Source organism: Amycolatopsis coloradensis (genome assembly GCF_037997115.1).
GTDB classification, from domain to species: domain Bacteria; phylum Actinomycetota; class Actinomycetes; order Mycobacteriales; family Pseudonocardiaceae; genus Amycolatopsis; species Amycolatopsis coloradensis_A.
Genome location: NZ_CP150484.1, coordinates 4,891,088 through 4,912,946 on the forward strand (window position 1 = coordinate 4,891,088; position 21,859 = coordinate 4,912,946).

Here is a 21,859-nt window from a genome sequence, read left to right on the forward strand (position 1 = left end):
CGCGAGGCGGCGAAGCTGGCGTACGTGACAGTTACTACGACGGCGGCCGAGACCGCGCACACCCGTATCGAGCCAGGAATCCTCTACTTCGGCACCCCGGTGGTGCTCCTTTCGACGGTCGACCAGGCGGGCACCCCGAACCTGGCACCGATGTCGTCGGCGTTCTGGCTCGGCTGGCGGGGCATGCTCGGACTGGGCGCGAAAGCCAAGACGGCGCAAAATCTCATGCGTAACCGTGAATGTGTTCTGAATCTCCCTTCCGACGCGCTGGCTGCCGCCGTCGACAGGCTGGCGCTGACCACCGGTTCGGATCCCGTCCCGGCCCGCAAGTACGAACGCGGCTACCGGCACGAACCGGACAAGTTCGCCCGCGCCGGGCTCACCCCGGTCCCCTCGGAGACGGTCCGGCCGCCGCGCGTCGCGGAATGCCCGGTGACGATGGAGGCCGTCGTCGAGGCCGTCCACCCGCTCGCGGAGGACGACCCGAAACAACGCGGCGGCGTCCTCGTGTTCGAGGTCCGCGTGCAGCGCGTCCACGTCCACGACGACGTGCGGATGCCGGGCACCGAAGACCGGATCGACCCCGACCGGTGGCGGCCGCTGATCATGAGCTTCCAGAAGCTCTACGGCCTCGGCCCGCAGGTCCATCCGTCGACACTGGCTCGGATCCCGGAGCGGCTCTACCGGGGGCCCGACATCGAGCGATCGCGGGCGAACGAGAACCGGTTCACCAGCGGCAGCCAGCGCTGATAGGACACGGCCAGCAGTGGCCACGCTTCGCCGGACAGGCCGCGTTCGAGTTTCGGCCGCAGTTCGTGGTCGTTCATCTTCGACACGATCTCGATGGCCTTGTCGTCGGGGTCGCTCCCATCGAGGTCGGCGAACCACCGGACTGCGTCCGGATGCCCGACGTGGACCGCGAGCAGCACCAGCACCGCACGGAACGGTGCCTCGCGGTCGCCGTCGGAGAGGAACTCCGCCAGGTCTTCTCCGGCGAACCGTGCTCGCAGCAGGCGATACAGGTTCAGGAGCCTTTTCGCGGCACGTGGGGACCGGACGAGCGGGGCCAGTGTCGGCAGGAAGTCCAGTTCCGGCGCCGAGATCACCAGCCGAGGAGGTCGTAGGTCTATTGTGGACTGTTCGGACGACGGTCGCGGTGCTTCCGCGCGAGGGCGAGAATCGGCCGGGACCGGAGAACGGTCACCGGTGGCCTGATCCGGTTCGGTGGGCGTCGGCGACGGCGACGCGTCCTGGACCTCGGTGTCGGCGAGCCCGCGCACGAGCCCCGCGAACCCTGGATCGTCCATGGGGGACAACGTGAACGGCACTTGGAAGATCTTCTCGAGGTAGTTCTCGGCGAAGGTCTCCGGATCGTCGCCGAGCATTTCCTCGTAGTGCTGCTCCACGGCCTTCTTGAGCCAGCGGGAGTCGACACCCACCACGACGACGAACACCGGCAGCGCCAGCAGAAGATGAATGGCTTCGAGGACCTGCACGACGACCTTCGGCGGGCAGCGGTCGAGATCGTCGATGTAGAGCACGGTCCGTTCGATCTTCCCCGAACCGTGGGGTACCTCGGCGAGCATGGTCGCGAACGTCTCGAGATCCTTGCGCAGCAGCGAAACCACGCCCAGATGTTCGACGTAGTCCGAGACCCGGGACTCGGCGAACGACACGAGGTCAAGCCCCGGTGCGAGTTCGGCGACCGCCTTTTCGAGCCGGTCGGATTCGGCGTCCAGCTCGGCCAGGCGCCGCTCGGTCTCTTCGTCCTCTTCGGACGGTCCGCCGAGCTTGTCGAGCGCCTGGTGGATCCGGTCCGCGCTGGCGCGCATCCGCAGGACGACGGTCAGCGCGGAGCTCACCACGGTGAGTCCGCCGAGCACGCCGGACACCTGCGACCGGCCGACGAGCAGCGTGACCACCAGAACCGTCACCAGCCCACCGATCAGGACCAGCAGCGGAACCGGATCCTGCCGCAGCCGCCGCCAGAATTCGGCGACGTCCGACCGCAGCCCGCCCGTTTCCTGCGCCAGCCGTTCGAGATCCTCGGCGGTCGGCTGGTCGACGCCGATCCGGGACGCGATCCACGCCTTGTCCGCGTCGGTGAGGCTGTCGAAGACCGCGCGGACGTACTCGCGCGGTTTCCGTCGCCTTCGCTTCGCTTGTTTCTGCTGGGCCGTCAGGGTTCTGCGTTCGAGCCGGACCGTGCTGAGCCTGCCGAGAAGCGTCTTCTCGGTCATGCGGCGTTCGGCGAGCAGGTCGGCCTGGCGCTGAAGGTCGTTCTCGGCGCCGTTCGCGGCGAGGTTGTCGAAGATATGCGTGGCGAGGCTGGCGAGGAGGTTCGCTTCGCTGTAGTGCCAGGCGTTGAAGCTGATCTGGCGAACGCTCGAACAATAGGAGGACACGGACTTCCCGTGCGTGCCGGCCTCGGTTTCGGCCGCCCGCGCGGAATCGGCGAGTTCGCGGACGCGCAGTTGCATCTGGCGCATGAAGAAGCTCTTGCCCGAACCCCAGTTGCCGAACAGGCCGATCGACAGGGGAGGGGTGATCATCCGGGAGACGACCAGGTCGGCGAGCATACGGACGTCGGTGCCGATGCCGAGGCGATCGACGCCGTCGTCGGTATCTGGCCGGTAGTCGGCGACGTGAGCGGCGAAGGGGTCCGGGCCTTTGTTCCCGGAACCAGGAGGGCTCCGCACGACAGCGATTTCGTCAATCGTGCGGATGGGCCCTGACGCGGGGAACATCGCCTTGGCTTCAGCGCGTTCGGCGGCGGAGAGAGCCGGGCCGATGTGGAGGACGGTCGGCCCGAGGCGATCGATCGCCGCACGCAGTTCCGGGTGGTCGTATTGGCTTTCGCCGACGAGCCCCAGAAGTCGGCGCCGAGGATCCTTGTCCAGCCATTTGGCCACCGCGGCGGGGTCGCGGCCGAGAGTTTGGGGCAGTTTCCGGTCGAGCCAGAGCACTGCCGGGCCGTCGCGCCGGTCCATCACGAGCTCGTCGAGCTCCGGCTCGATGACCAGGTCCGTTCCGGCGTACGTCATCCACAAGGCTTCCAAGGCCGATCGCCTGGCGCCCGAGTAGACCTCGTGGACGACGAGGGTGAACGGCGTGGTCTTGAGCGCTGACCTGAGCGGGCCGTCGATGTCCCTGGGCAGGTAAGCCCCCGGTTTCTCGCCCGATGCCTTGTTCATCAGCAGAATCGACGGATCGACGTCGCGCACCAGCACCATTCGCGGTCCCCTCCCAAGGCCGAACGGGAGGGCAGTCTAAAGGGCGGCCGCTCAGCTGTGGGTGAAACCCCGCATCCGCTCGGTCACCGATCGCTACATTCGATCTCATGACGGGGGAGCGGCTGGACGGCAGGTACGCGAAGCTCTGGGCGGCGAGTACGACGTCCGCGCTGGGCAGCGGTCTCGCGACGGTGGCGGCGCCGTTGCTGATCGCTTCCCGCACCGACGAACCGCTCGTGGTCTCGGGCGGCTTCGCGGTGGCGTGGCTGCCTTGGCTGCTCTTCTCGCTGCCGGGTGGAGTGCTCGTCGACCGGGTGGACCGGCGCAAGCTGATGATCACCCTCGACTGGATCCGGGTGCCCGCCGTCGCCCTGCTGGCCGTCGCGATCTCGATGGGCGACGTCAGCATCGCCCTGCTGTACGCCGTCCTCTTCGTGATCAACGCGAGCGAGGTCGTGTTCCGGACGGCCGGCGGGGCGATGCTGCCCTCGATAGTCCCGAAAGCGCTGCTGGAGCGGGCGAACGGGCGGCTGTACGCCGGGACGACACTGACCCACGGCATGCTCTCGGGGCCGCTGAGCGGATTCCTGTTCGGCGTGGCGGCGAGCATCCCGTTCTACGTCAACGCCGGGACGTACGCGGTCAGCGCCTTGTTGCTCGGGTTGATCGCGGGTGCGTACCGGCCGCGGCCCGCCGACGGCACCGGCGAGCCGGTCGCGCGCCGGTCGATGCGCTCGGAGGTGGCCGAGGGGTTCCGCTGGCTCGCCGGTCAGCGTCTGCTGCGGACCATGATCGGGTTGATCGGGATGTTGAACCTGACGCTCGTCGCGGCCACCTCGGTCCTGGTGCTGCTCGCGAAGGAACGGCTTCAGCTGAATGCGGTCGGATACGGCCTGCTCTTCACCTGCATGGCGGTGGGCGGACTACTCGGCTCGGTCATGGGCGACCGGCTGATCGCCTGGTGCACCCCGACCTGGACGTTGCGGATCGGGCTGCTGATCGAGGCCGGGACACATCTGGTTCTCGCGACGAGCACGAGCGCGCCGGTGGTCGGGGTGATCCTGTTCCTCTTCGGGGTACACGGCGCCCTGTGGGGAATCGTCGGCAGTTCCCTGCGCCAACGGCTCACCCCGCCCGACATGCTGGGCCGGGTCGGCAGCACCAGTCTGTTCATCATCGCGGGCGGCAACTGCGTCGGTGCGCTGCTCGGCGGGGCGGTGGCGTCGAAGTTCGGGCTGACGACGCCGTACTGGGCCGGTTTCGTGGTGGCGGTGATCGTTTCCGCGCTCACCTGGCGGGTGTTCGACCGCGAGGTCGTCTCCGCGGCCTACGCGCAAGAGTCCACTGTCAGCCGTTGATCCCGGTGAGCGCGAAGAACTCCTGGCGCGAACGAGCGTCTTCACGCAGTGTGCCGAGCAGGGTCGAGGTGACGGTGCTCGACCCGACGGCTTGGACGCCGCGCAACGTCATGCACGAATGCTCCGCTTCGATCACCACGCCGACGCCACGCGGTTCGAGCTGCTCTTCGAGCCAGTCGGCGACCTGCTTCGTGAGCCGTTCCTGAACCTGCGGACGGCAGGCGAAGTGCTCGACGATCCTGGCCAGCTTGGACAGGCCGAGGATCCGCTCTCCCGGCAGATACCCCACGTGCGCGACCCCGACGAACGGCAGCAGGTGGTGTTCGCAGACGGATCGGACCGGGATCCCCCTGGCGAGGACGAGTTCGTCGTAGCCCTCGTCGTTGGGGAAGGTCGTGAGATCGAACGGCCGAGGGGTGAACAACTCGGCGTACGCGCGCGCCATCCGGCCCGGCGTGCCACGGAGGCTCTCGGAGTCCAGCGAAATGCCCAGTGCGGTGAGGAGATCGGCGGCCGCGGCCTCGGCCGCCGCCAGGTCCGGCCCCGGCCCCGTTTCGTGTACGACGCGCAAGGCGGGAGTGGACATTGGGCCTCCTAGGCTGAACGCGATCCCCAGTGGATTAAACCAAGACTTTTGGGTGTTTTACCACCCGGTGGCTCATCTTACATGGTAGATCGGCAGTCCAGAATGTTCCGCCGGTTGAGATAGGCGATATCGTGGTGAACGTGACAGTGCCCGACCCGGACGGCCTCGACGCCCCCGCCATCGCCGCGGTGGCGGCGCTCGACGACGACCTCCGTCGAGGCATGTACGTCTACGCCCGGCGTGCGAGGCGCCCTGTCACGCGGGACGAGGCAGCGGCGGCGGTCGGGATCTCCCGCAAACTCGCCGCCTTCCATCTCGACAAGCTCGTGGCGGCCGGGCTGCTCAGATTCGGCTTCGCGCCCGGTCCGGTGGTGAAGGTGGGACGCAGGCCGAAGGTCTACGAGCCCGTCGACGAGGCCATCCAAGTGCAGCTTCCCGCCCGGCGGCACGAGCTCTTGGCGGGCATCCTCGCCGAGGCCGTGCTGGCCGAAGGGAGCGGCGAGTCCGCGCGGGAAGCCGTGCTGCGGGTCGCGGGGGAGCGCGGTTTCGCGGCGGGCGAAGAGGAACGAGCGCGAACGCGCCCCGGCAGGCTCGGCACGGAACGCGCGCTCACCGTGGCCGAAGGGATGCTTCGCCGCTACGGCTTCGAGCCGAGCCGGGACAGCAGGACCTGCGTCCGGTTGCGGAACTGCCCGTTCCATCCGCTGGCCGCGGAGGCGCCGGAGCTGGTCTGCGGGATCAATCAGGCCTTCCTTGCCGGTTTCCTGAACGGCGTGCGCGCCGGGAACGTGGAGGCGGCCCTCGTTCCCGGCGCGGCCGAGTGCTGTGTGGAGCTACGGCAGGCCGAGTAGGTCGCTCAGGCGGCGCCGGCGATCTGCCGGGTGGCGACGTTGAGCCGGTTCCAGGTGTTGATGGCGGCGATGGAGAGGACCAGGCTCGACAGCTGCGTTTCGTCGTAGTGACGAGCCGCCTCGTCCCAGATCTCGTCGTCGACCGGGTCGGCCCGGTCCGCGATGCGGGTGAGGGCCTCCGCCAGCGCGAGCGCCGCCCGTTCGGCGTCGGTGAAGTAGGCCGTGTCGCGCCACGCCGCCACGGTGAAGATCCGCTCGTCGGACTCGCCCGCCTCGCGCAGCTCCTTGGTGTGCATCTCCAGGCAACCGCCGCACCCGTTGATCTGGCTCGCGCGGACGTGCATGAGGTAGTGCGTGGTCTTCGGGACACCGGTGTCGCCGGTCGACTCCGCCAGTGCGATCAGGGCCTTCAACGTCGCGGGGTTCGCGAGGGCGGGGTTCGGGATGCGGGTTTCCATGGTGGTTCTCCTTCAGGGTTTCCGTCTTGCGTTCACCGCACTGACGGATCCCGGGGCGGAGATGTGACCGAGTTCTACCGAGGCGCCACCTTGTTCAGGCGGGCGCGGACACCGTCGCGCGATCGCGGAGCGAGACTTCCAGCCTGAAGCCCTCGGGCTTGAGGGTCAGCAGCTCCTGCACCTTCAGCCGATAAGACGGGTCGCCGCGCAGCTCGTACCGGCTCAGCAGCATGCCGAGTACCAGCGTCGCCTCGTGCAGGGCGAACTGCCGCCCGATGCAGGCCCGCTCGCCGGTGCCGAAGGGTTTGTAGACGTGCGCCGGGCGGGCACGGTTGCGTTCCGGGGAGAAGCGGTCCGGGTCGAACGATTCGGGATCGTCTCCCCAGACGGGATCACGGTGCAGCGCCGGGATGAGGACCAGCGCCCACTGTCCCTCGCGCATCGGGTACTCGCCGCCGACGACGGTGTCCACCTGGGCCTGGCGCGCGAACGCGGGCGCCGTCGGCCAGAGCCGGAGCGCTTCGTCGAGCACTCGCCGGACATAGCGGAGCTTCGCGACTTCTTCGTAGGACGGGTCCGGGTTCTCGCCCCAGACCTTGTCCACTTCGGACTGGGCGCGGGCCAGGACGTCCGGGTTCCTGGCGAGGTAGTACAGCGCGAACGACAGCGCGCCCGACGTGGTTTCGTGCCCGGCCACGAGGAAGGTGATGATCTGGTGCCGGATGTTGTCCTCGTCCAGCGCCTCACCGGTGCTCGGCTGAGTGGTGTTCAGCATGAGCCCGAGCAGGTCTTCGGTGCTCGTGTCGTTCCGGCGCGCTTCGATGACGTCGGCGACGACTGAGTGGAGGAACGCCAGGTCGGCTTCGTTGCGCCGGTTCGCCTTGCGGCTGAGAAGCGGGCCGATGACCGGCGGCTGAATCGCCCTTCGCTGCGCATGCCGCAGCGTGCGGACCATCGCGGCGACGAACGGATGCGGCTCGGCGCGTTCGAACGAAGAGAAGCTGTAACCGAATCCCGTCCGGCCGATGGTCTCCAGCGTCAGCTTGGTCATGTCGTCCGCGACGTCGACCTCGCCGCCCCTGTCCCACGTGTCCAGCAGCTCGCGGGTGATCGCCAGCATCGTCGGGTGATAGCGCTGCATGGCGTTGCGGCTGAACGCGGGCGCGAGGATCTCGTGCGCGCGCCGCCAGTTCGGCTCTTCGTTGAGGGCGGTGAACAGGCCGTCGCCGCCGAGCGGGCGCAGGTTCGAGATCGCGGGCGTGACGTGCTTCGCGAAGCGCTTCTCGTCGGAGAGGTCGGCGACCATCTCGGCACCGTTGACGAACACGATGCTCCGGCCGAACACCTTCCGCTCGAAGACCGGGCCCAGTTCGGCCGCGTGCCGCATCGAGTCCTGGACCGGCGTCTTCGGCGACACGCCGAGCACGTCGCCGATCAGCGGGATCCGTCGCGGGGGATGAGGGAGAGCGGTGGCCATCGAGCCCCTCCAGGTGTGCACTGTTGAACCAACATCCAATAGCGAGCGTGGCCCGTTACTGAACTCGTGTCAAGTAAGTACGATGCCCGGATGGCGCCGAGTACTTCCGGGAAGCCCCGCAGCAGGCTGAGCACCGCCGAGCGGCGGGAGCAGCTGCTGCGGATCGGCGCCCGCCTGTTCGCGGAGCGGCCGTACGACGATGTGTGGATCGAGCAGGTCGCGGATATCGCCGAGGTCTCCCGGGGGCTGCTGTACCACTACTTCCCGACGAAACGGGACTTCGTCACCGAGGTCATCAGGTCAGAGGGCGAGCGCCTGCTCGAGATGACCAAGTCCGATCCCACGCTCCCGGTCGCGGAGCAGCTGACGGCCGGCCTCGACGCGTACCTGCGCTACGTCGAAGCCAACGAGGACGGCTACCGGGCACTGCACTCGGGCACGTCGATCGCCGTCGACGGCGTGCGTGAAGTCGTGGACAACAACTTCGCCGAGCAGGGGCGCCGGATCCTGGAGGTGCTGTGCCCGGAGGGCGAGCCGCCGGAGGCCCTGCGGGTGCTCGTGCGGGGCTGGCTGGCCTTCGTCGTCGCGGTGTGCCTCGACTGGCTCAAGTGCCGGAAGCTGACCCGGGACCAGATCCGGGATCTGTGCGCGAAGGCGTTGCTCGACATCGTCGACGTGCCAACATGACCTCGGCCCGTTCCTCGATCAGCTTCATCCGCGCGAGCCGCTCGCCGTCGTCGTTGTGCGCCGCGGACCGGGTGACCTGACCGGCCCACTTCCGGTAGAACATGCCGCACGTGGAGACGAAGTAGCCGTCGGAGCAGGCGTTGGCGGCGAGGATCAGCCCGGTGTCCTCCGACGCGGGCAGCGCCATCCAGCCGCCCAGATCCAGCAGAAGGTCGCGGCGGATGCACAGCGTCCCGGCCACCACCGACGACACGTAGCCGTTGCGCCGCCAGTGGTGCAGGATCGCGCCGCGTTCGATCCGTCCCTCGTCGGGATCGCTGTCGACGCCGGCCGTGGTCCCATCCGGAAAGAGGTCGAGGACCCGGCAGGTCGTCCAGCCGACCTCGGGATCCTCCAGCGCCGCGATGTCTCGTGCGAGCGCGCCGGGTGCCAAGAGGTCGTCCGCGTCGAGTGCCTTGATCAGCTCCCCGGAGGCGCGTGACAGAGCCATCATCCGCGCGACTCCGGGACCGCCTGGGCGCCCCGACCCGGGCAGGACGCGCTCGTCCGCGGGGAGGGCGCCGTCGAGCAGGCCGGTCTCGCCGTCCTCCTGTACCAGCCATTCCCAGGTCCAGTCCGGCGGTAGTTCCTGCGCGGCGAGGGATTCGTACGCCTCGGCCAAGTACGGCAGGCTCGGCGGGTGGACCGGGGTGATCACGCTGACGACCGGCATGCTCACTCCGGGCGGCGGGCGAGGATCAGGAGGTGCTCCTCCGGCGGTGTCCCCGGCTCGTCCGCGGTGAAGAGCTCCGAATGGGTGCCGGTGACCTCCAGCCCGGCCGCCTCGACCCGCCGGACGAGGTCGTCCGGGGCGAAACTGGTCTCGAGGAAAGTGCGGCCGAAGAACTCCGCCGGTACGTCCTCGGCGTCACGCGGAACGGTGACCAGAGCGAAGAGCCCGCCCGGCACCAGCCAGCGCCCGATGTCGGCGAGCACGGCTTCGGTGTCCTTGCGCGGCATCTGGAGGAAGGGGAAGAAGGCGCAGACGGCCTCCCAGGACTCGGACGGCGAGGTCCATTCCCGCACGTCGGCGTGGACGAAGGTGGCTGCGGAAACCTGCTCACGCGCGAGATCGATCATCACCGGCGACACGTCGAGCCCGGTCACCCGATGACCGGCGGAAGACAGGTCCTCGGCCACCGGCCTTCCCGTTCCGCTTCCGATGTCGAGCACCCTCGACGACGGCGGCAAGCTGTCCAGCAGATGCCGCACCGCCCTGTCAACCGCCGGCGCCCGTCCGAAGACGTCCTCGTAAGCGGAACCGATGGCGTCGAACAGCTCTGCCGCCGTGACCGGTCGGTCCATTGCGCAGCTCCCCGGATCGAGTGGCTCTCCCTCCGGCGAATCTACCGATCGACGTCCTCAAAAGACGGGCCCACCCGGGCCCTTAGACTGGAGCCGACGGAGTTACTGGGGTTTGGGGTTCAAGATGAGCGTGTCGAGTGACGAGTTCCACCGGATGCTGAAGTCGCTCGCCGACGTCGAGCGATCCGACGCGAAGGAGTGGGAGTCGTTCAGCGTGCGCGGGAAGCGGTTCGGCTACTACTGGCCGCGGACCCAGACCGTCGGCCTGAAGCAGACGCTCTCCGAACAGGAAGCCCTCGTGGCCGAACGGCCCGACGTCTTCGAGGTGCAGTTCACGGCCGGGGGATTCGGCTGGGTGGTGGTGTACCTCGACGGCATCGAATCCGACGAGCTGAACGAATTGGTCTACGAGGCATGGCGGCTGTCCGCTCCCGAAGAACTGGTCGATCAGGTTCCGCCGCCCTGCTGAGCGTTACCGCATTCGTGTGTAGACGCGCGTCACTTTTTTCGCGGGGAACATTTTCCGAGCCGTGGCGTTGTAGAGGGTGTCGGTACGGATGGTGCCCCCGGGCCTCACCCTTCGCCTTCACGGAATACCGGTTCGGCCGGAGCCGTGTCGAGCCACTCGCCGAGAGGCGGCCCCCGTACCGGCCACAAACTCCCGCTTCCGCTCGCAGGTAACCCCCAGGCCTTCGCAGAGCGGGAGCGGGTCTTTTTTTATCCGACCGGGTTGACGCAGGTCACTCGCTTGAGGGGAACATTTCGGTGCGCCTTCGCGTTATATGAGTTGTCCGCTCCCGCTCGCAGGTAACCCCCAGGCCTTCGCAGAGCGGGGGCGGGTCTTTTTCACGCATTCGAGTGTAGACGCGGGTCACATCGATTCGGGATCGGTGCTGGGGAACATTTTGCACGGTGGTGCGTTGTAGAGAGTGTCGGTACGGATGGTGCCCCCGGGCCTCACCCTTCGCCTTCACGGAATACCGGTTCGGCCGGAGCCGTGTCGAGCCACTCGCCGAGAGGCGGCCCCCGTACCGGCCACAAACTCCCGCTTCCTGCTCGCAGGAACCCCCAGCCTTCGCTGAGCGGAAGCGGGACCTTTTCTTTTTTCGCCCGTCGCCGGTTCGGCGGCGGTTTTTTGCTTTGCGGTCGGGTGTGACCGGGAGGAAGCGGTCGGTGGTCCGTGAAGGCCTCCTTGGCGGATTCGTATTTGTTCACCCACCTGTGCGGTTTCGTCGATGAGGGATTGGGGACATTGAACGTCCCGAATCCCTCATCAACGGCGTCCTGCGTTGTCTCGAATCCTGGTGGCGCCGTGACTCTGGGAGAGGGGCCGGCCCTAGGTAAGTCCCTCAAGGAGGCCTTCGCGGATATCAGGGGCCCGGCGGGTTGTCGAATCAGGCCCGAGGCCACTCACATACCCGGCCGCAGAGACCTCACGACTCCACGAGAGTCCCGCCGGTCAACCGCACCCGCCGATCCACCTTGATCTCCCGAAGGAACCGCTCGTCATGGCTGACGACCACGAAAGCTCCTTGATACGCCCCCAACGCGCTCTCCAATTGCCCGACGCTGACCAGGTCGAGGTTGTTGGTCGGCTCGTCCAGCAGCAGGAGTTGCGGCGCGGGTTCGGCGAACAGGACGCAGGCCAGGGTGGCTCGCAGGCGTTCGCCTCCGGAGAGCACGCCGACGGGAAGCTGGCTTCGCGTGCCTCGGAACAGGAAGCGGGCGAGCAGGGTCATCCGTTGTGACTCGGGGAGGCTCGGGGCGAACGTGGCGAAGTTTTCGGCGATGGTCCGGTCTAGGTCCAGCAGGTCGAGCCGCTGGGAGAGGTACGCGATCCGTCCTGCGGCTCGCTTCACCAGGCCACTGTCGGGCGTGAGGTCTCCCTTGAGCACCCGGAGGAGGGTTGACTTGCCGGTCCCGTTTCCGCCGGTCAGGGCGATCCGTTCGGGGCCGCGGATCGTCAGGTCGACTCCGTCGCCCGCGAAGACGTTCCGGTCGCCGTAGCGGACTTGGATGTGCTCGCCCTGGAACATCGTGCGCCCGGCGGGGACATTGGTGCCCGGCAGGATCAGCGCGATCTTCTGGTCGTCGCGGAGGGAACGTTCGGCCTCGTCGAGGCGGTTCTTCGCTTCGCTGACCCGCGCGGCGTGTGTCTCGTTCGCCTTGCCCGCGGACTCCTGGGCGTTGCGCTTCATGGTGCCGGCGAAGAGCTTCGGCAGTCCGGCGTTGCCCAGGTTCCTGGCGGCGTTGCCCGCCCGGCGCGCCGCCCGCTCGCGGGCCTGCTGCATCTCGCGCTTCTCGCGTTTGACCTCTTGTTCGGCGCTGCGGACGTTGCGTTCGGCCACCTCTTGCTCGGCCTTGACCGCCGCTTCGTACTGGGTGAAGTTCCCTCCGTGGTACCGCAGATCGCCGCGGTCGAGTTCGGCGATCCGGTCCATCCGGTCGAGCAGTTCCCGGTCGTGACTCACCAGCAGCAGGCAGCCGGCCCAGTCTTCGAGCACGCCGTAGAGCTTGCGGCGGGCGTCGAGGTCGAGGTTGTTGGTCGGTTCGTCCAGCAGCAGGATGTCGGGCCGCTTGAGCAATTGCGCCGCCAGGCCGAGGGAGATGATCTGCCCGCCGCTCAACGTGCGCAGGCTCCGGTCCAGCGAGACACCGCCGAGGCCGAGCCGGTCGAGCTGGGCGCGGGTTCGTTCCTCGATGTCCCAGTCGTTCCCGATGGTGGTGAAGTGCTCTTCGCTCGCGTCGCCGGACTCGATCGCGCTCAGCGCCGCGAGCTGCGGCGCGATGCCCAGCACTTCGGCCACGTTCAGGTCGGCGGTGAGCGGCAGCGACTGCGGCAGATAGCCCAGGACTCCCTGGGCGGAGGCCGATCCGGACACCGGCCGCAGCTCTCCGGCGATCAGTTTGAGGAGCGTGCTCTTGCCCGCCCCGTTCGGCGCGACCAGCCCGGTGCGGCCACCGGGCACGGTGAACGACAGGTCGTCGAAGACCGGGGTGTCATCCGGCCAGGAAAAGGAGAGTGCGGACACGACGACAAAGGCGTCTGACATGGAAATGACCTCGTGAAAGACAGCGGGCGCGCCGAGGCGGCACCGCGGTGGACGTGGTTTGAGGGGACGACAAAGAGGCCACGTCGGCGTCGACGCCGGTGGCCTCCCTACTCCGGCTCACCCGGAGATGTCGTCTTCACCTGCCACGTCTGATCTCCACTGCTCGTTGGTCAGGTCCGCTCCTACGATAACAAGACCTGCCGGAGTGTGGCCACCGCAATCCCTCGGCGCGGCGTCGGCAAGGCGCGAAATCCGGTGTTCATTCGTTTATTCACCACGATTCCCGATGATCGGTAATCGTGTGGTCGGAATCATATTAATTGAGGGGTCACGGCGGGGACTCCTAAAGTTCTCAATGGCCATCACCCGATTCCTTGACCTGGGAGGTTTCCCGATGATGTCGAATGCCAGAACCCGAAGACGAATCGCGACCACGGTAACCGCACTGGGGGCGTTCGCCCTGGTCGCTCCGCCGGCACAAGCCGCCGAAACCGCTGTTCCCTGCGACTCCGACGCGTTGGTCCGCGCTATCGCCGAGGCCAACGTCACCCCCACGCCGGATACGCTGTCCCTGGCGGCGAAGTGCGTCTACACGCTCACGTCGGCCGCCGATGCCACTTGGAATTCCGGACTGCCCTCCATCGAGGGAAAGCTCACCGTCAACGGTAATCACGCCACCATCGAACGCGCCAAGGACGCGCCCCGATTCCGGATCATCAACAATTGGGGCGACCTGACCCTCGACGAGGTCACGATCGCGGGTGGTCACGCTCCCGACGGGGTCGGGACCAACTCCTATGGAGACGCGAACCCGGGCGGGTCCGGGGGCGGTATCAAGAACTGGGGTCCACTGACCATCACCGACAGCGTCATCAGCGGCAACGCCGCCGGCTCTGGTGCTCCCGGTACCGCGGCCACCGCCACCACCAGTGCCGGTAGCGGCGGCTCGGGAGGCTCCGGCGGGGGGATCTCCTCCTACGCTTCCGTCACGGCGACGTTGACGATCACCCGCAGCTCGATCACCGGCAACGCCTCCGGCTCCGGTGGCCCTGGCGGAAACGGGGTGGCCGCCAAGCCGGGTGGCCGAGGCGGTTCCGCCGGCTTCGGCGCCGGTGTCGACGTGCTCAGCGGCACTGTCCTGCGGCTCACCGACAGCGTCGTCACCGGCAACAATGCCGGGAGCGGGGGCAAGGGCGGCGCGGGAGGCGCGGAGGGCGGCGGAGCCGGACACGGCGGCAGCGGCGGCACGGGCGGCGGCCTGATCATGTCGACCAGCCCCGGTGTGCTGCTGAATCCGGTCATCACCCGCACCACCATCACCGGCAACCAGGCGGGACGCGGCGGCGATGCCGGTGTCGCGGGGCCGGGTGGGTACTCCGGGTACTCCGGTTACGGAGGTCGAGGCGGTGGACTCAGCGTGTTCGATGACACGCTCACGCTCGACGGCGGGATGGTCCGCGACAATGCCGCAGGCGAACCTGGGTCCGGCTTGTACCCCCTCCCCGCTTCCGGTGGCGGCATCCACACGCTCAGCGGACGGGTGACGCTCGTGAACGGGGCCGTGGTGAGCGGTAACCGGCCGGACAACTGCACTTCCACCGCGGACGTGCCCGGTTGCGTCAACGAGTTCCGGACCTTCAGTGGCGGGGGTCCGGACCGGCGGGCCGCCGACCGTGCCACCGCGGAACGCGCCGAGCGCTCCCGCGCGTAGACGTCAGGAAAGGTCGGCGCACAGCTTCGTGGCGCCGTACAGGTTGATCGGGCTGGAAGCCTTGTCCGTCGACAGCNCTCTTCCGATCTCGAAAAGTGTCCTGAACGACCCTTTCCTGACGCTTGCCCTCAGCCCAGCCCGTTGAGACTGATCGCCCGGGCGTACCAGAGCGCGCTCTGCTTCGGCGTCCGCCGCTGCGTCGCGTAATCGACGTGGACGAGACCGAACCGTTTGCCGTACCCCTCGGCCCACTCGAAGTTGTCGAGCAGTGACCAATAGAAGTAGCCGCGCAGGTCGACGCCCGCCTCGATCGCCTCGTACGCGGCGCGCAGATGCGAGTCGAGGAAGGCGATCCGGTCGGTGTCCGCGATATCCCCGCCGATCAACGCGTCCGGATAGGACGCGCCGTTCTCGGTGATGTACAACGGGATCGGCCGATACTCGCGATGGACCCGGAGGAGGCACTCGGTGAGCCGCGATGGCTGGACCTCCCAGCCGGAGTCGGTGCGGGGCGCCGCTTCGTCGGGCACGAAATGGACGTCGGGGGAGCCGAGCCAGTCGGCGCCCGCCGGTTCACTGCCGGGCAGAGGGGTGCCCGCGACCTGGTAGCCGCGGTAGTAGTTGATGCCCAGCCAGTCGATCGGAGCGGCGATGGTCGCGAGGTCACCGTCCCGCACCAGCTCTCCGATACCGAGCGGCGCCAGGTCGGTCAGCAAGTCCTCGGGGTAGGAGCCACGAAGCACCGGATCCAGGAACAGCCGGTTCTGCAGGCCGTCGATCCGGCGCGCGGCTTCGGAGTCCACAGTGGACGAAGGATCGACCGCCGACACCGGGTACAGGTTCAGCGTTATCCCCGACGACGCGGCAGGCGCGTGTCGCCGCAGGGCGTCCATCGCCAGTCCGTGTCCCAGCAGCAGGTGGTGCGCGGCCGCGACGGCGGCGCGGGGTTCCTGCCTGCCGGGCGCGTGGATTCCGCGCGCGTAGCCCAGCATCGCTGCGCACCATGGCTCGTTCAGGGTGGACCAGCGCGGTACCCGGTCGCCCAGGCGCGCCACGACCGTTTCGGCGTATTCGGCGAACCGGAAGGCGGTCTCGCGTGAGGCCCAGCCGCCCTCGTCTTCCAGCGACTGAGGGAGATCCCAGTGATACAGCGTCGCCCAGGGTTCGACTCCGGCGTCGAGAAGCTTGTCGACGAGCCGGTCGTAGAACGCGAGACCCCGCGGGTTCGGCGTGCCGCCGCCGGGCCGGATCCGCGGCCACGACAGCGAAAACCGGTACGCGCCGAGTCCGAGCCGTCGCATCAGATCGACGTCTTCGGCATAGCGCCGGTAGTGATCGGCGCCCGGCTCGCCGGTGTCGCCACCGACGACGGCGCCGGGACGGCGGGCGAAGACGTCCCAGATCGAGTCGGTCCGGCCGTCGGCGGCCGTCGCCCCTTCGACCTGGAAGGCCGCGGTGGCGGCGCCCCACACGAATCCGGGCGGGAACAGGAGCGAGGTCTTCGCCCGGACACTGTCGGGATGAGCGGACATGGTCACCCTTTCACGGCACCTTGCATGATCCCGGCCACTATCTGGCGGCCGAGGAGGAGGAAGACGATGAGGATCGGGATGGTGGCCAGGGTGGTCCCGGCCAGCACCAGCGAATAGTCGACGTAGTAGCCGCTCTGCAGCTTCTCCAGCGCCAGCTGGACGGTGGGGTTGCCGGCGTCCAGCACCACGAGCGGCCAGAGGAAGTCGTTCCACGACGTCATGAACGTGAACATCGCCAGGATCGCCGCCGCCGGCCGGACCGCGGGCAGGCAGACGTTCCAGAAAATCCGGATCATGCTGCAGCCGTCGACCCGCGCGGCCTCGATCAGTTCGTACGGTACGGCGTCCACTGTGTACTGACGCATCCAGAAGACGCCGAACGCGGTCACCAGGTTCGGCACGATCACCGACTGCAATCCGCCTGCCCAGCCGAACTCCGACATCGCCATGAACAGCGGGATGATGCCGAGCTGGGTCGGTACGGCGAGGGTGATGACGATGAACACGAACAGCCCGTTCCGGCCGCGGAACCGCAGTTTGGCGAAGGCGAACCCGGCCAGTGCCGAGAACAGCACCGTGGTGAGGGTGACCGTGCCGGACACGATCAGGCTGTTCGCGAGCGCCTTCCAGAACGGCACGGTGTCGAACACCCTCGCCGCGTTGGCGAAGAAGTTCCCGCCGGGCAGGAAGGGCGGGACCCGTTCGGTGAGCATCCCGCTGTCCCGGCTGGCGACCAGGAACGACCAGTAGAACGGGAAGAGCGAGCCCAGCACGAAGATGGTGAGCACGACGTAGGTCGCCCTGCGCGGCTTGCCCAGCGCCGAAACGCCTCGCTTGAGTCCCCCGTTTTTGAATACGCTGTGGAGTGTGGTCATTTCTTCTTCACCGCCGTCAGCCTGCCGGTGAGGAAGAAGTTCACCAGCGCGATGAGCACGATGATCACGAACAGCACCCACGCGATCGCCGAGGCATAACCGAGTTCGTAGTTTTCGAACGCCGTTTGGTACAGGTACAGCGTCACGGTCTGGAACTGGTTGGACGAACCGCCGTTGTTCGAGCCCGGCATGGCGTCGAACAGCTTGGGCTCAGTGAAGATCTGCAGGCCGCCGATCGTCGAGGTGATCGTGACGAAGATCAGCGTCGGCTTCAGCAGTGGGAGCGTGATACTGAAGAACCGGCGTGCGGCGCCCGCTCCGTCGATCAGCGCGGCCTCGTGCAGTTCCTTCGGGATGGCCTGCATCGCCGCGAGCACGATCAGCGCGTTGTACCCGGTCCAGCGCCAGTTCACCATGATCGCGATCGCGGCGTGGCTGCTGAACCGGCCTGCCTGCCAGTCGACCGGATCCAGCCCGATCGTCTGCAGCAGACCGTTGACCAGCCCGTACTTTGGACCGAACAGGTTCGCGAAGATGATCCCGAGTGCCACCAGGCTGGCGGCGTAGGGGAGCAGGACGCCGACGCGCCAGCCGGTCGCGCCGCGGAGCCTGGCGCTGAGCAGCGCCGCCAGGAGCACCGCGATGATCAGCTGCGGAACGCTGGAGAGCAAAAAGATGCTGACGGTATTCTCGAGCGCGTTCCAGAACTGGGTGTCGGCGAACAGTTCCTTGAAGTTGTCCAGCCCGATGAAGGCCGGATCGTCGTCACCCGCCTCCCAGCTGAACAGGGACACGTACGCCGTGTAAAGCAGCGGGAACAGCCCGACGATCCCGAACACGACGAAGAACGGGGCGATGTAGAGGTACGGCGAGACCTTGACGTCCCACCGGCTCAGCCGATGGCGGAGGGTGGGCCGGGGCGACGTGCGCACCCCGGCCTTCTCCTCGTCCGGCGCGATCTTGTCGACGACGGTCATCGGTCAGCGCGTGATCTTCTTCGCGGCGTCGAGCAGTTGCGTCCAGCCCTCGTCCGCCGACTTGCCCTGTTCGACGGCCTGCAGCGCCGGGCTCGACGCGTTCTCCTGGATCTGGCCGTCACCGGGGCCCTTGTACTGCGGCTTCGCGACCTTCTTGGCCTGCTCGGCGAACAACTGCCCGATCTTGGCGCCACCGAAGTACGCGTCGGTCTCGCTCAGCAGTGCCGGGTCCTCCAGTGCCTTGACCTGGCTGGGGAAGGTGCCTTTCGCCTTGAACGCCTTGATCTGCTGTTCGGGCGCGGTCAGCCAGGCGGCGAGTTCGGCCGCCTCCTTCGGGTGCTTCGACTGTGTGGGCACGGTCAGGTACGAGCCACCCCAGTTCCCGCCGCCACCGGGGAAGGCCGCGGTGACCGCCCATTTGCCGGCGTTCTCGGGACCGGAGTGCTCCTCGATCACGCCGAGCATCCACGCGGGGCACACCTTCGTGGCGAAGGCGCCCTGCTTGAATCCGGAGTTCCACTCGTTGCTGAACGCGGTCAGCTTGGCCGACTGTCCTTTCGCGACGGCGTCGGTCACCTTGGTCCAGGCGTCCTTGATGCCCTGGTTCGATTCCAGCGTCGGCTTGTCGTCGTTGCCGATGTAGCCGGTGGGGAGCTGGTTGACCATGGCGTTGAAGTTCTGCGCGGCCGAGTCGAACCACGCCTTACCGCCGGTCTTGGTGACGTACTGGTCGCCGGCGGCGAAGTAGCTGTCCCAGGTCGCGAACAACGGCTTGACCGCTTCGGGATCGGACGGCATGCCCGCTGCTTCGAGCATGTCCTTGCGGTAGCACATGGCCAGCGGGCCGATGTCCGTTCCGTAGCCGATGACCTTGCCGTCCTTGGTCTTCGCCGCGTCGTACTTCCAGCCGAGCCAGCGGTCGGGGGACGCCTCCGCCGGGCCGATCTTGGGCAGGTCGTTGAACTTCGAGCCCTTGTCGAGGACGTTCGACAGATGCCCTTCCTCGACGGCGGTGACGTCGGCGAGGCCGGAACCCGCGGCCAGTTTCGTGATCAGATCCTGGTGGTACGGCCCGCCCTGGCCGGTCTTGCGGTGGGTGATCTTGATGTTCGGGTGCAGTCGTTCGTATTCGGGGATGAGCTCCTCGTAGCCGAACTCGGTGAACGTCGCCAGTGACAGCTCGACCTTCGCGTTCGGGTCCGACGCGGCGGGCGCGCCGCCGTCGTCACCGCCGCACGCCGCCAGTCCGAACGTCGTCATCGTGATACCCAGTGCCAGCACCAGGCCGTTCCGGATGCTTCTCACGTCAATGTCCCTTGCAGGTGGGTGGGAAGAAAATGGGAGCGCTCCCAGGATGCGCAGAGTCTGTCGCCAAGGTATGGCCGTGTCAAGGGCTTGTAATGAGAGTGTTTCCATCAGGGGAGCGCTCTCAGTGTCGTCACGCGCCGAGCACTAAGCTGTCGGTGTCCGGATGGAGCTGACGAGTGAAGGTGGCGCGGGTGGGGCCTCGACCAGGGGAAGACGGCAGGCCGACACTGGAAGACGTCGCCGTGTCCGCCGGTGTCAGCCGGTCGACGGCGTCCCGTGCGCTGAACGACGACGGCTACGTGAGCGCGCGCTCCCGCGAGAAGGTCCAGGCCGCGGCCAGGGAACTCGGCTATTCCCCGAACCAGGCGGCCAGATCGCTGGTGACCAAGCGGACCGGCGCGGTCGCGGTCGTGCTTTCGGAGCCGGAGGCGCGGCTGCTCGACGACCCGTACCGCACCGCGGTCATGCGCGCGGGCTATCGCGAACTCGCCGACGTCGGCTGCCAGATGGTCTTGATCTTCAGTGACACCCGCGAGGATCTCGACCGCACCGTCAGGTTTCTCGACGGCGGGCACGTCGACGGCGTACTGGTCTTCGCGCCGCACCGGACCGATCCGCTGCCCAAGGCGTTGCGGCAGTTGAGGATCCCGGTGGTGTACGGCGGGCAGGCGGCCGGGTTGAAACGCGGTGTCCACGTCGTCGACTTCGACAACGAGGGTGGCGCGAAGCTCGCGGTCGCGCATCTGGTCGAAGCCGGCCACCGCCGGATCGCCACGATCGCGGGCCCGCAGGACCAGAGCGCGGCGATCGACCGGCTCTCCGGCTGGCGCAAGACCCTCCTCGACGCCGGGCTCGACCCGGCGGACCTGATGGAGGAAGGCGACTTCACCCTGACCGGCGGCGCGAAGGCGATGGCGAACTTGCTCGCGCGGCGCCCCGACCTCGACGCCGTCTTCGTGGCCAGCGACATGATGGCCCTCGGTGCGCTCCGCACCCTGCACTCCGCCGGACGGCGGATCCCGTCGGATGTCGCCGTCGTCAGCTTCGACGACAACGCGACCCTCGCACCGGAGATGGACCCACCGCTGACCTCGGTCCACCAGGACCCGCGGGAGCAGGTGCGCGTGATGGTCGAGACCCTGCTCGCGGTGATGGACGACCGGGATCTCAAGCCCCGCCAGCGGATCTTGCCGGTCTCGCTCACGCATCGCGCCTCCAGCTGATCCCGGGTTCCGTGACCCGACTGTGACTCGGGGAGCGCTTGACCCGGCTCGTGTTATCGCTAACACTTGCGGCACTCGTCACACGGTACCGGGATTGGGAGACAGGCGATGGCGCGCGAAACCACCGAGAGCAAGCAGGCCAGTCTCACCGACGTGGCCGCGCTCGCGGGTGTTTCGCATATGACGGTCTCGCGGGTCATCAACGGCACCGGGCCGGTCCGCGCCGAGACACGGGTCCGCGTCAACGCGGCGATCGAGCAATTGGACTATCGGCCGAACTCGGTCGCCCGCGCGCTGGTCACCGGCCGCTCGGGCACGCTCGGCGTGGTCGCACTGGAGGCCAACCTCTACGGTCCGGCCAGTACCTTGAGCGGCATCGAGCACGCCGCCCGCGAAGCCGGGTACGCGACGACCATAACCAGCATCAGCCGCCCGGGCCGGTCGTCCATCACCGACGCGGTGGAGCGCCTGCGGCGCCAGGCCGTCGAGGGCATCGTCGTGATCGCGCCGCACGTCACGGCCGCCCGCGCCTTGGAGGCGGCGCCCTCCGATGTTCCGCTGGTCGCGGTCGGCGGCGGCGAGAAAGCACCGGTCCCGGTGATCTCGGTCGACCAGTACGACGGGGCGCGCCGTGCCACCGAGCACCTTCTCGGCCTCGGGCACGCTACCGTCTGGCACGTGGCCGGACCCGAAGACTGGCTGGAGGCGCTCGACCGCGAACGCGGCTGGCGCGAGACCCTGCAGCGGCACGGCGCACGGATCCCGCCCGTCATCCGCGGCGACTGGAGCGCGCGTTCCGGGTACGCGGCGGGGCGATCCCTCGTCGGCGAACAGGGACTCGACGCCGTGTTCGTGGCGAACGACCAGATGGCCCTTGGTTTTCTCCGTGCCTGCACCGAAGCCGGGGTGAACGTGCCGGGGGAGATGCGGATCGTCGGCTTCGACGACGTTCCCGAGGCGGCCTACTACACACCGCCGCTGACGACGGTGCGCCAGGACTTCGTCGAAGTCGGCAGGCGCACGTTCGACCTGCTCCGCCGCCGGATGAACGGTGGTGAGAACCGAGACCGCGACCTGGTGGTCCCCGAACTGATCGTGCGGGAGAGCACCGGTCTTTCGTAGCACCCTGAGCCGTCTTCAAGGCTCGGGGCGCGAGTGTTAACGCTAACTCAACTGATCAGTGCGG

The 21,859-nt window shown here is 67.9% G+C and carries 19 protein-coding genes and 1 pseudogene; 8 read left to right on the forward strand and 12 right to left on the reverse strand.

The annotated features are described in order from the left end of the window. Positions 1–24: 24 nt before the first annotated feature. Positions 25–750 carry a flavin reductase family protein gene (locus LCL61_RS22895; protein ID WP_340688651.1) on the forward strand — a complete coding sequence of 242 codons (726 nt, stop codon included), beginning with the start codon at positions 25–27 and terminating at the stop codon, positions 748–750. Here the strand turns inward: LCL61_RS22895 and LCL61_RS22900 are convergent. Beyond that, positions 681–3,233, reverse strand: a complete 2,553-nt coding sequence (locus LCL61_RS22900) for a P-loop NTPase fold protein (protein WP_340681594.1) — start codon at positions 3,231–3,233, stop codon at positions 681–683. The genes LCL61_RS22895 and LCL61_RS22900 overlap by 70 nt on opposite strands. Positions 3,234–3,340: 107 nt before the next feature. On the opposite strand from LCL61_RS22900, the gene LCL61_RS22905 reads away from it, so the two are divergent. Continuing rightward, the gene (locus tag LCL61_RS22905) at positions 3,341–4,591 is read left to right on the forward strand and encodes an MFS transporter (RefSeq protein WP_340681595.1); all 1,251 of its coding nucleotides are present in this window, start codon (positions 3,341–3,343) and stop codon (positions 4,589–4,591) included. Here the strand turns inward: LCL61_RS22905 and folE are convergent. Further along, positions 4,581–5,177 (reverse strand): GTP cyclohydrolase I FolE, encoded by a 597-nt coding sequence (folE, locus tag LCL61_RS22910; protein WP_340681596.1) that lies wholly within the window; start codon positions 5,175–5,177, stop codon positions 4,581–4,583. The two genes, LCL61_RS22905 and folE, sit on opposite strands and share 11 nt — an antisense overlap. Positions 5,178–5,311: 134 nt before the next feature. Between folE and LCL61_RS22915 the strand changes: the two genes are divergently transcribed. Continuing rightward, on the forward strand, positions 5,312–6,028 hold the full coding sequence (locus LCL61_RS22915) for a transcriptional regulator (RefSeq protein ID WP_340688652.1): 717 nt from the start codon (positions 5,312–5,314) through the stop codon (positions 6,026–6,028). A gap of 5 nt (positions 6,029–6,033) precedes the next feature. On the opposite strand, the gene LCL61_RS22920 is transcribed toward LCL61_RS22915, so the two are convergent. Next, complete coding sequence (locus tag LCL61_RS22920; RefSeq protein WP_340681597.1) at positions 6,034–6,486, reverse strand: carboxymuconolactone decarboxylase family protein; 453 nt, start codon at positions 6,484–6,486, stop codon at positions 6,034–6,036. 94 nt (positions 6,487–6,580) lie between these two features. Then, positions 6,581–7,963 carry a cytochrome P450 gene (locus tag LCL61_RS22925; protein WP_340681598.1) on the reverse strand — a complete coding sequence of 461 codons (1,383 nt, stop codon included), beginning with the start codon at positions 7,961–7,963 and terminating at the stop codon, positions 6,581–6,583. 90 nt (positions 7,964–8,053) lie between these two features. Here LCL61_RS22925 and LCL61_RS22930 point away from each other — a divergent pair, with 90 nt between their 5' ends. Then, complete coding sequence (locus LCL61_RS22930; protein WP_340681599.1) at positions 8,054–8,650, forward strand: TetR/AcrR family transcriptional regulator; 597 nt, start codon at positions 8,054–8,056, stop codon at positions 8,648–8,650. On the opposite strand, the gene LCL61_RS22935 is transcribed toward LCL61_RS22930, so the two are convergent. After that, a complete protein-coding gene (locus tag LCL61_RS22935) occupies positions 8,568–9,362 on the reverse strand; it encodes a glycosyltransferase family 2 protein (RefSeq protein WP_340681600.1) in 795 nt (264 codons plus the stop codon). The two genes, LCL61_RS22930 and LCL61_RS22935, sit on opposite strands and share 83 nt — an antisense overlap. Before the next feature lie 2 nt (positions 9,363–9,364). Further along, complete coding sequence (locus tag LCL61_RS22940) at positions 9,365–9,994, reverse strand: class I SAM-dependent DNA methyltransferase (protein WP_340681601.1); 630 nt, start codon at positions 9,992–9,994, stop codon at positions 9,365–9,367. A 124-nt stretch (positions 9,995–10,118) separates the two neighbouring features. Here LCL61_RS22940 and LCL61_RS22945 point away from each other — a divergent pair, with 124 nt between their 5' ends. Continuing rightward, a complete protein-coding gene (locus LCL61_RS22945) occupies positions 10,119–10,463 on the forward strand; it encodes an MmcQ/YjbR family DNA-binding protein (protein WP_125683301.1) in 345 nt (114 codons plus the stop codon). A 964-nt stretch (positions 10,464–11,427) separates the two neighbouring features. On the opposite strand, the gene abc-f is transcribed toward LCL61_RS22945, so the two are convergent. After that, positions 11,428–13,047 (reverse strand): ribosomal protection-like ABC-F family protein, encoded by a 1,620-nt coding sequence (gene abc-f, locus LCL61_RS22950; RefSeq protein WP_340681602.1) that lies wholly within the window; start codon positions 13,045–13,047, stop codon positions 11,428–11,430. Positions 13,048–13,441: 394 nt separating this feature from the next. Here abc-f and LCL61_RS22955 point away from each other — a divergent pair, with 394 nt between their 5' ends. Next, complete coding sequence (locus LCL61_RS22955) at positions 13,442–14,758, forward strand: hypothetical protein (protein ID WP_340681603.1); 1,317 nt, start codon at positions 13,442–13,444, stop codon at positions 14,756–14,758. 12 nt (positions 14,759–14,770) lie between these two features. Here LCL61_RS22955 and LCL61_RS42635 read toward each other — a convergent pair. The 5 genes and pseudogenes from LCL61_RS42635 to LCL61_RS22975 all read right to left on the reverse strand — a co-directional run. Further along, positions 14,771–14,833 (reverse strand): annotated as a pseudogene (locus LCL61_RS42635) (polysaccharide biosynthesis protein); the annotation flags it as partial. 53 nt (positions 14,834–14,886) lie between these two features. Further along, on the reverse strand, positions 14,887–16,290 hold the full coding sequence (locus LCL61_RS22960) for a GH1 family beta-glucosidase (protein WP_340688653.1): 1,404 nt from the start codon (positions 16,288–16,290) through the stop codon (positions 14,887–14,889). Positions 16,291–16,292: 2 nt separating this feature from the next. Then, positions 16,293–17,165, reverse strand: coding sequence for a carbohydrate ABC transporter permease (locus tag LCL61_RS22965; protein WP_340681604.1), 873 nt, complete (start codon positions 17,163–17,165; stop codon positions 16,293–16,295). Continuing rightward, positions 17,162–18,142 (reverse strand): sugar ABC transporter permease, encoded by a 981-nt coding sequence (locus tag LCL61_RS22970; protein ID WP_340681605.1) that lies wholly within the window; start codon positions 18,140–18,142, stop codon positions 17,162–17,164. The genes LCL61_RS22965 and LCL61_RS22970 overlap by 4 nt, the downstream gene beginning before the upstream one ends. 3 nt (positions 18,143–18,145) lie before the next feature. Beyond that, positions 18,146–19,447, reverse strand: a complete 1,302-nt coding sequence (locus LCL61_RS22975; RefSeq protein ID WP_340681606.1) for an extracellular solute-binding protein — start codon at positions 19,445–19,447, stop codon at positions 18,146–18,148. A gap of 179 nt (positions 19,448–19,626) precedes the next feature. On the opposite strand from LCL61_RS22975, the gene LCL61_RS22980 reads away from it, so the two are divergent. Together LCL61_RS22980 and LCL61_RS22985 are read left to right on the forward strand one after the other, a co-directional pair. Next, positions 19,627–20,673, forward strand: coding sequence for a LacI family DNA-binding transcriptional regulator (locus LCL61_RS22980; RefSeq protein ID WP_340681607.1), 1,047 nt, complete (start codon positions 19,627–19,629; stop codon positions 20,671–20,673). 108 nt (positions 20,674–20,781) lie between these two features. Beyond that, positions 20,782–21,795 carry a LacI family DNA-binding transcriptional regulator gene (locus LCL61_RS22985; RefSeq protein ID WP_340681608.1) on the forward strand — a complete coding sequence of 338 codons (1,014 nt, stop codon included), beginning with the start codon at positions 20,782–20,784 and terminating at the stop codon, positions 21,793–21,795. Positions 21,796–21,859: the final 64 nt, after the last annotated feature.

Coding starts and splice junctions, on each gene's coding strand:
- LCL61_RS22900 (WP_340681594.1), bottom strand. CDS start 3,233: ATGGTGCTGGTGCGCGACGTCGATCCGTCGATTCTGCTGATGAACAAG.
- LCL61_RS22905 (WP_340681595.1), top strand. CDS start 3,341: ATGACGGGGGAGCGGCTGGACGGCAGGTACGCGAAGCTCTGGGCGGCG.
- folE (WP_340681596.1), bottom strand. CDS start 5,177: ATGTCCACTCCCGCCTTGCGCGTCGTACACGAAACGGGGCCGGGGCCG.
- LCL61_RS22920 (WP_340681597.1), bottom strand. CDS start 6,486: ATGGAAACCCGCATCCCGAACCCCGCCCTCGCGAACCCCGCGACGTTG.
- LCL61_RS22925 (WP_340681598.1), bottom strand. CDS start 7,963: ATGGCCACCGCTCTCCCTCATCCCCCGCGACGGATCCCGCTGATCGGC.
- LCL61_RS22930 (WP_340681599.1), top strand. CDS start 8,054: ATGGCGCCGAGTACTTCCGGGAAGCCCCGCAGCAGGCTGAGCACCGCC.
- LCL61_RS22935 (WP_340681600.1), bottom strand. CDS start 9,362: ATGCCGGTCGTCAGCGTGATCACCCCGGTCCACCCGCCGAGCCTGCCG.
- LCL61_RS22940 (WP_340681601.1), bottom strand. CDS start 9,994: ATGGACCGACCGGTCACGGCGGCAGAGCTGTTCGACGCCATCGGTTCC.
- LCL61_RS22945 (WP_125683301.1), top strand. CDS start 10,119: ATGAGCGTGTCGAGTGACGAGTTCCACCGGATGCTGAAGTCGCTCGCC.
- abc-f (WP_340681602.1), bottom strand. CDS start 13,047: ATGTCAGACGCCTTTGTCGTCGTGTCCGCACTCTCCTTTTCCTGGCCG.
- LCL61_RS22955 (WP_340681603.1), top strand. CDS start 13,442: ATGATGTCGAATGCCAGAACCCGAAGACGAATCGCGACCACGGTAACC.
- LCL61_RS22960 (WP_340688653.1), bottom strand. CDS start 16,290: ATGTCCGCTCATCCCGACAGTGTCCGGGCGAAGACCTCGCTCCTGTTC.
- LCL61_RS22965 (WP_340681604.1), bottom strand. CDS start 17,165: ATGACCACACTCCACAGCGTATTCAAAAACGGGGGACTCAAGCGAGGC.
- LCL61_RS22970 (WP_340681605.1), bottom strand. CDS start 18,142: ATGACCGTCGTCGACAAGATCGCGCCGGACGAGGAGAAGGCCGGGGTG.
- LCL61_RS22985 (WP_340681608.1), top strand. CDS start 20,782: ATGGCGCGCGAAACCACCGAGAGCAAGCAGGCCAGTCTCACCGACGTG.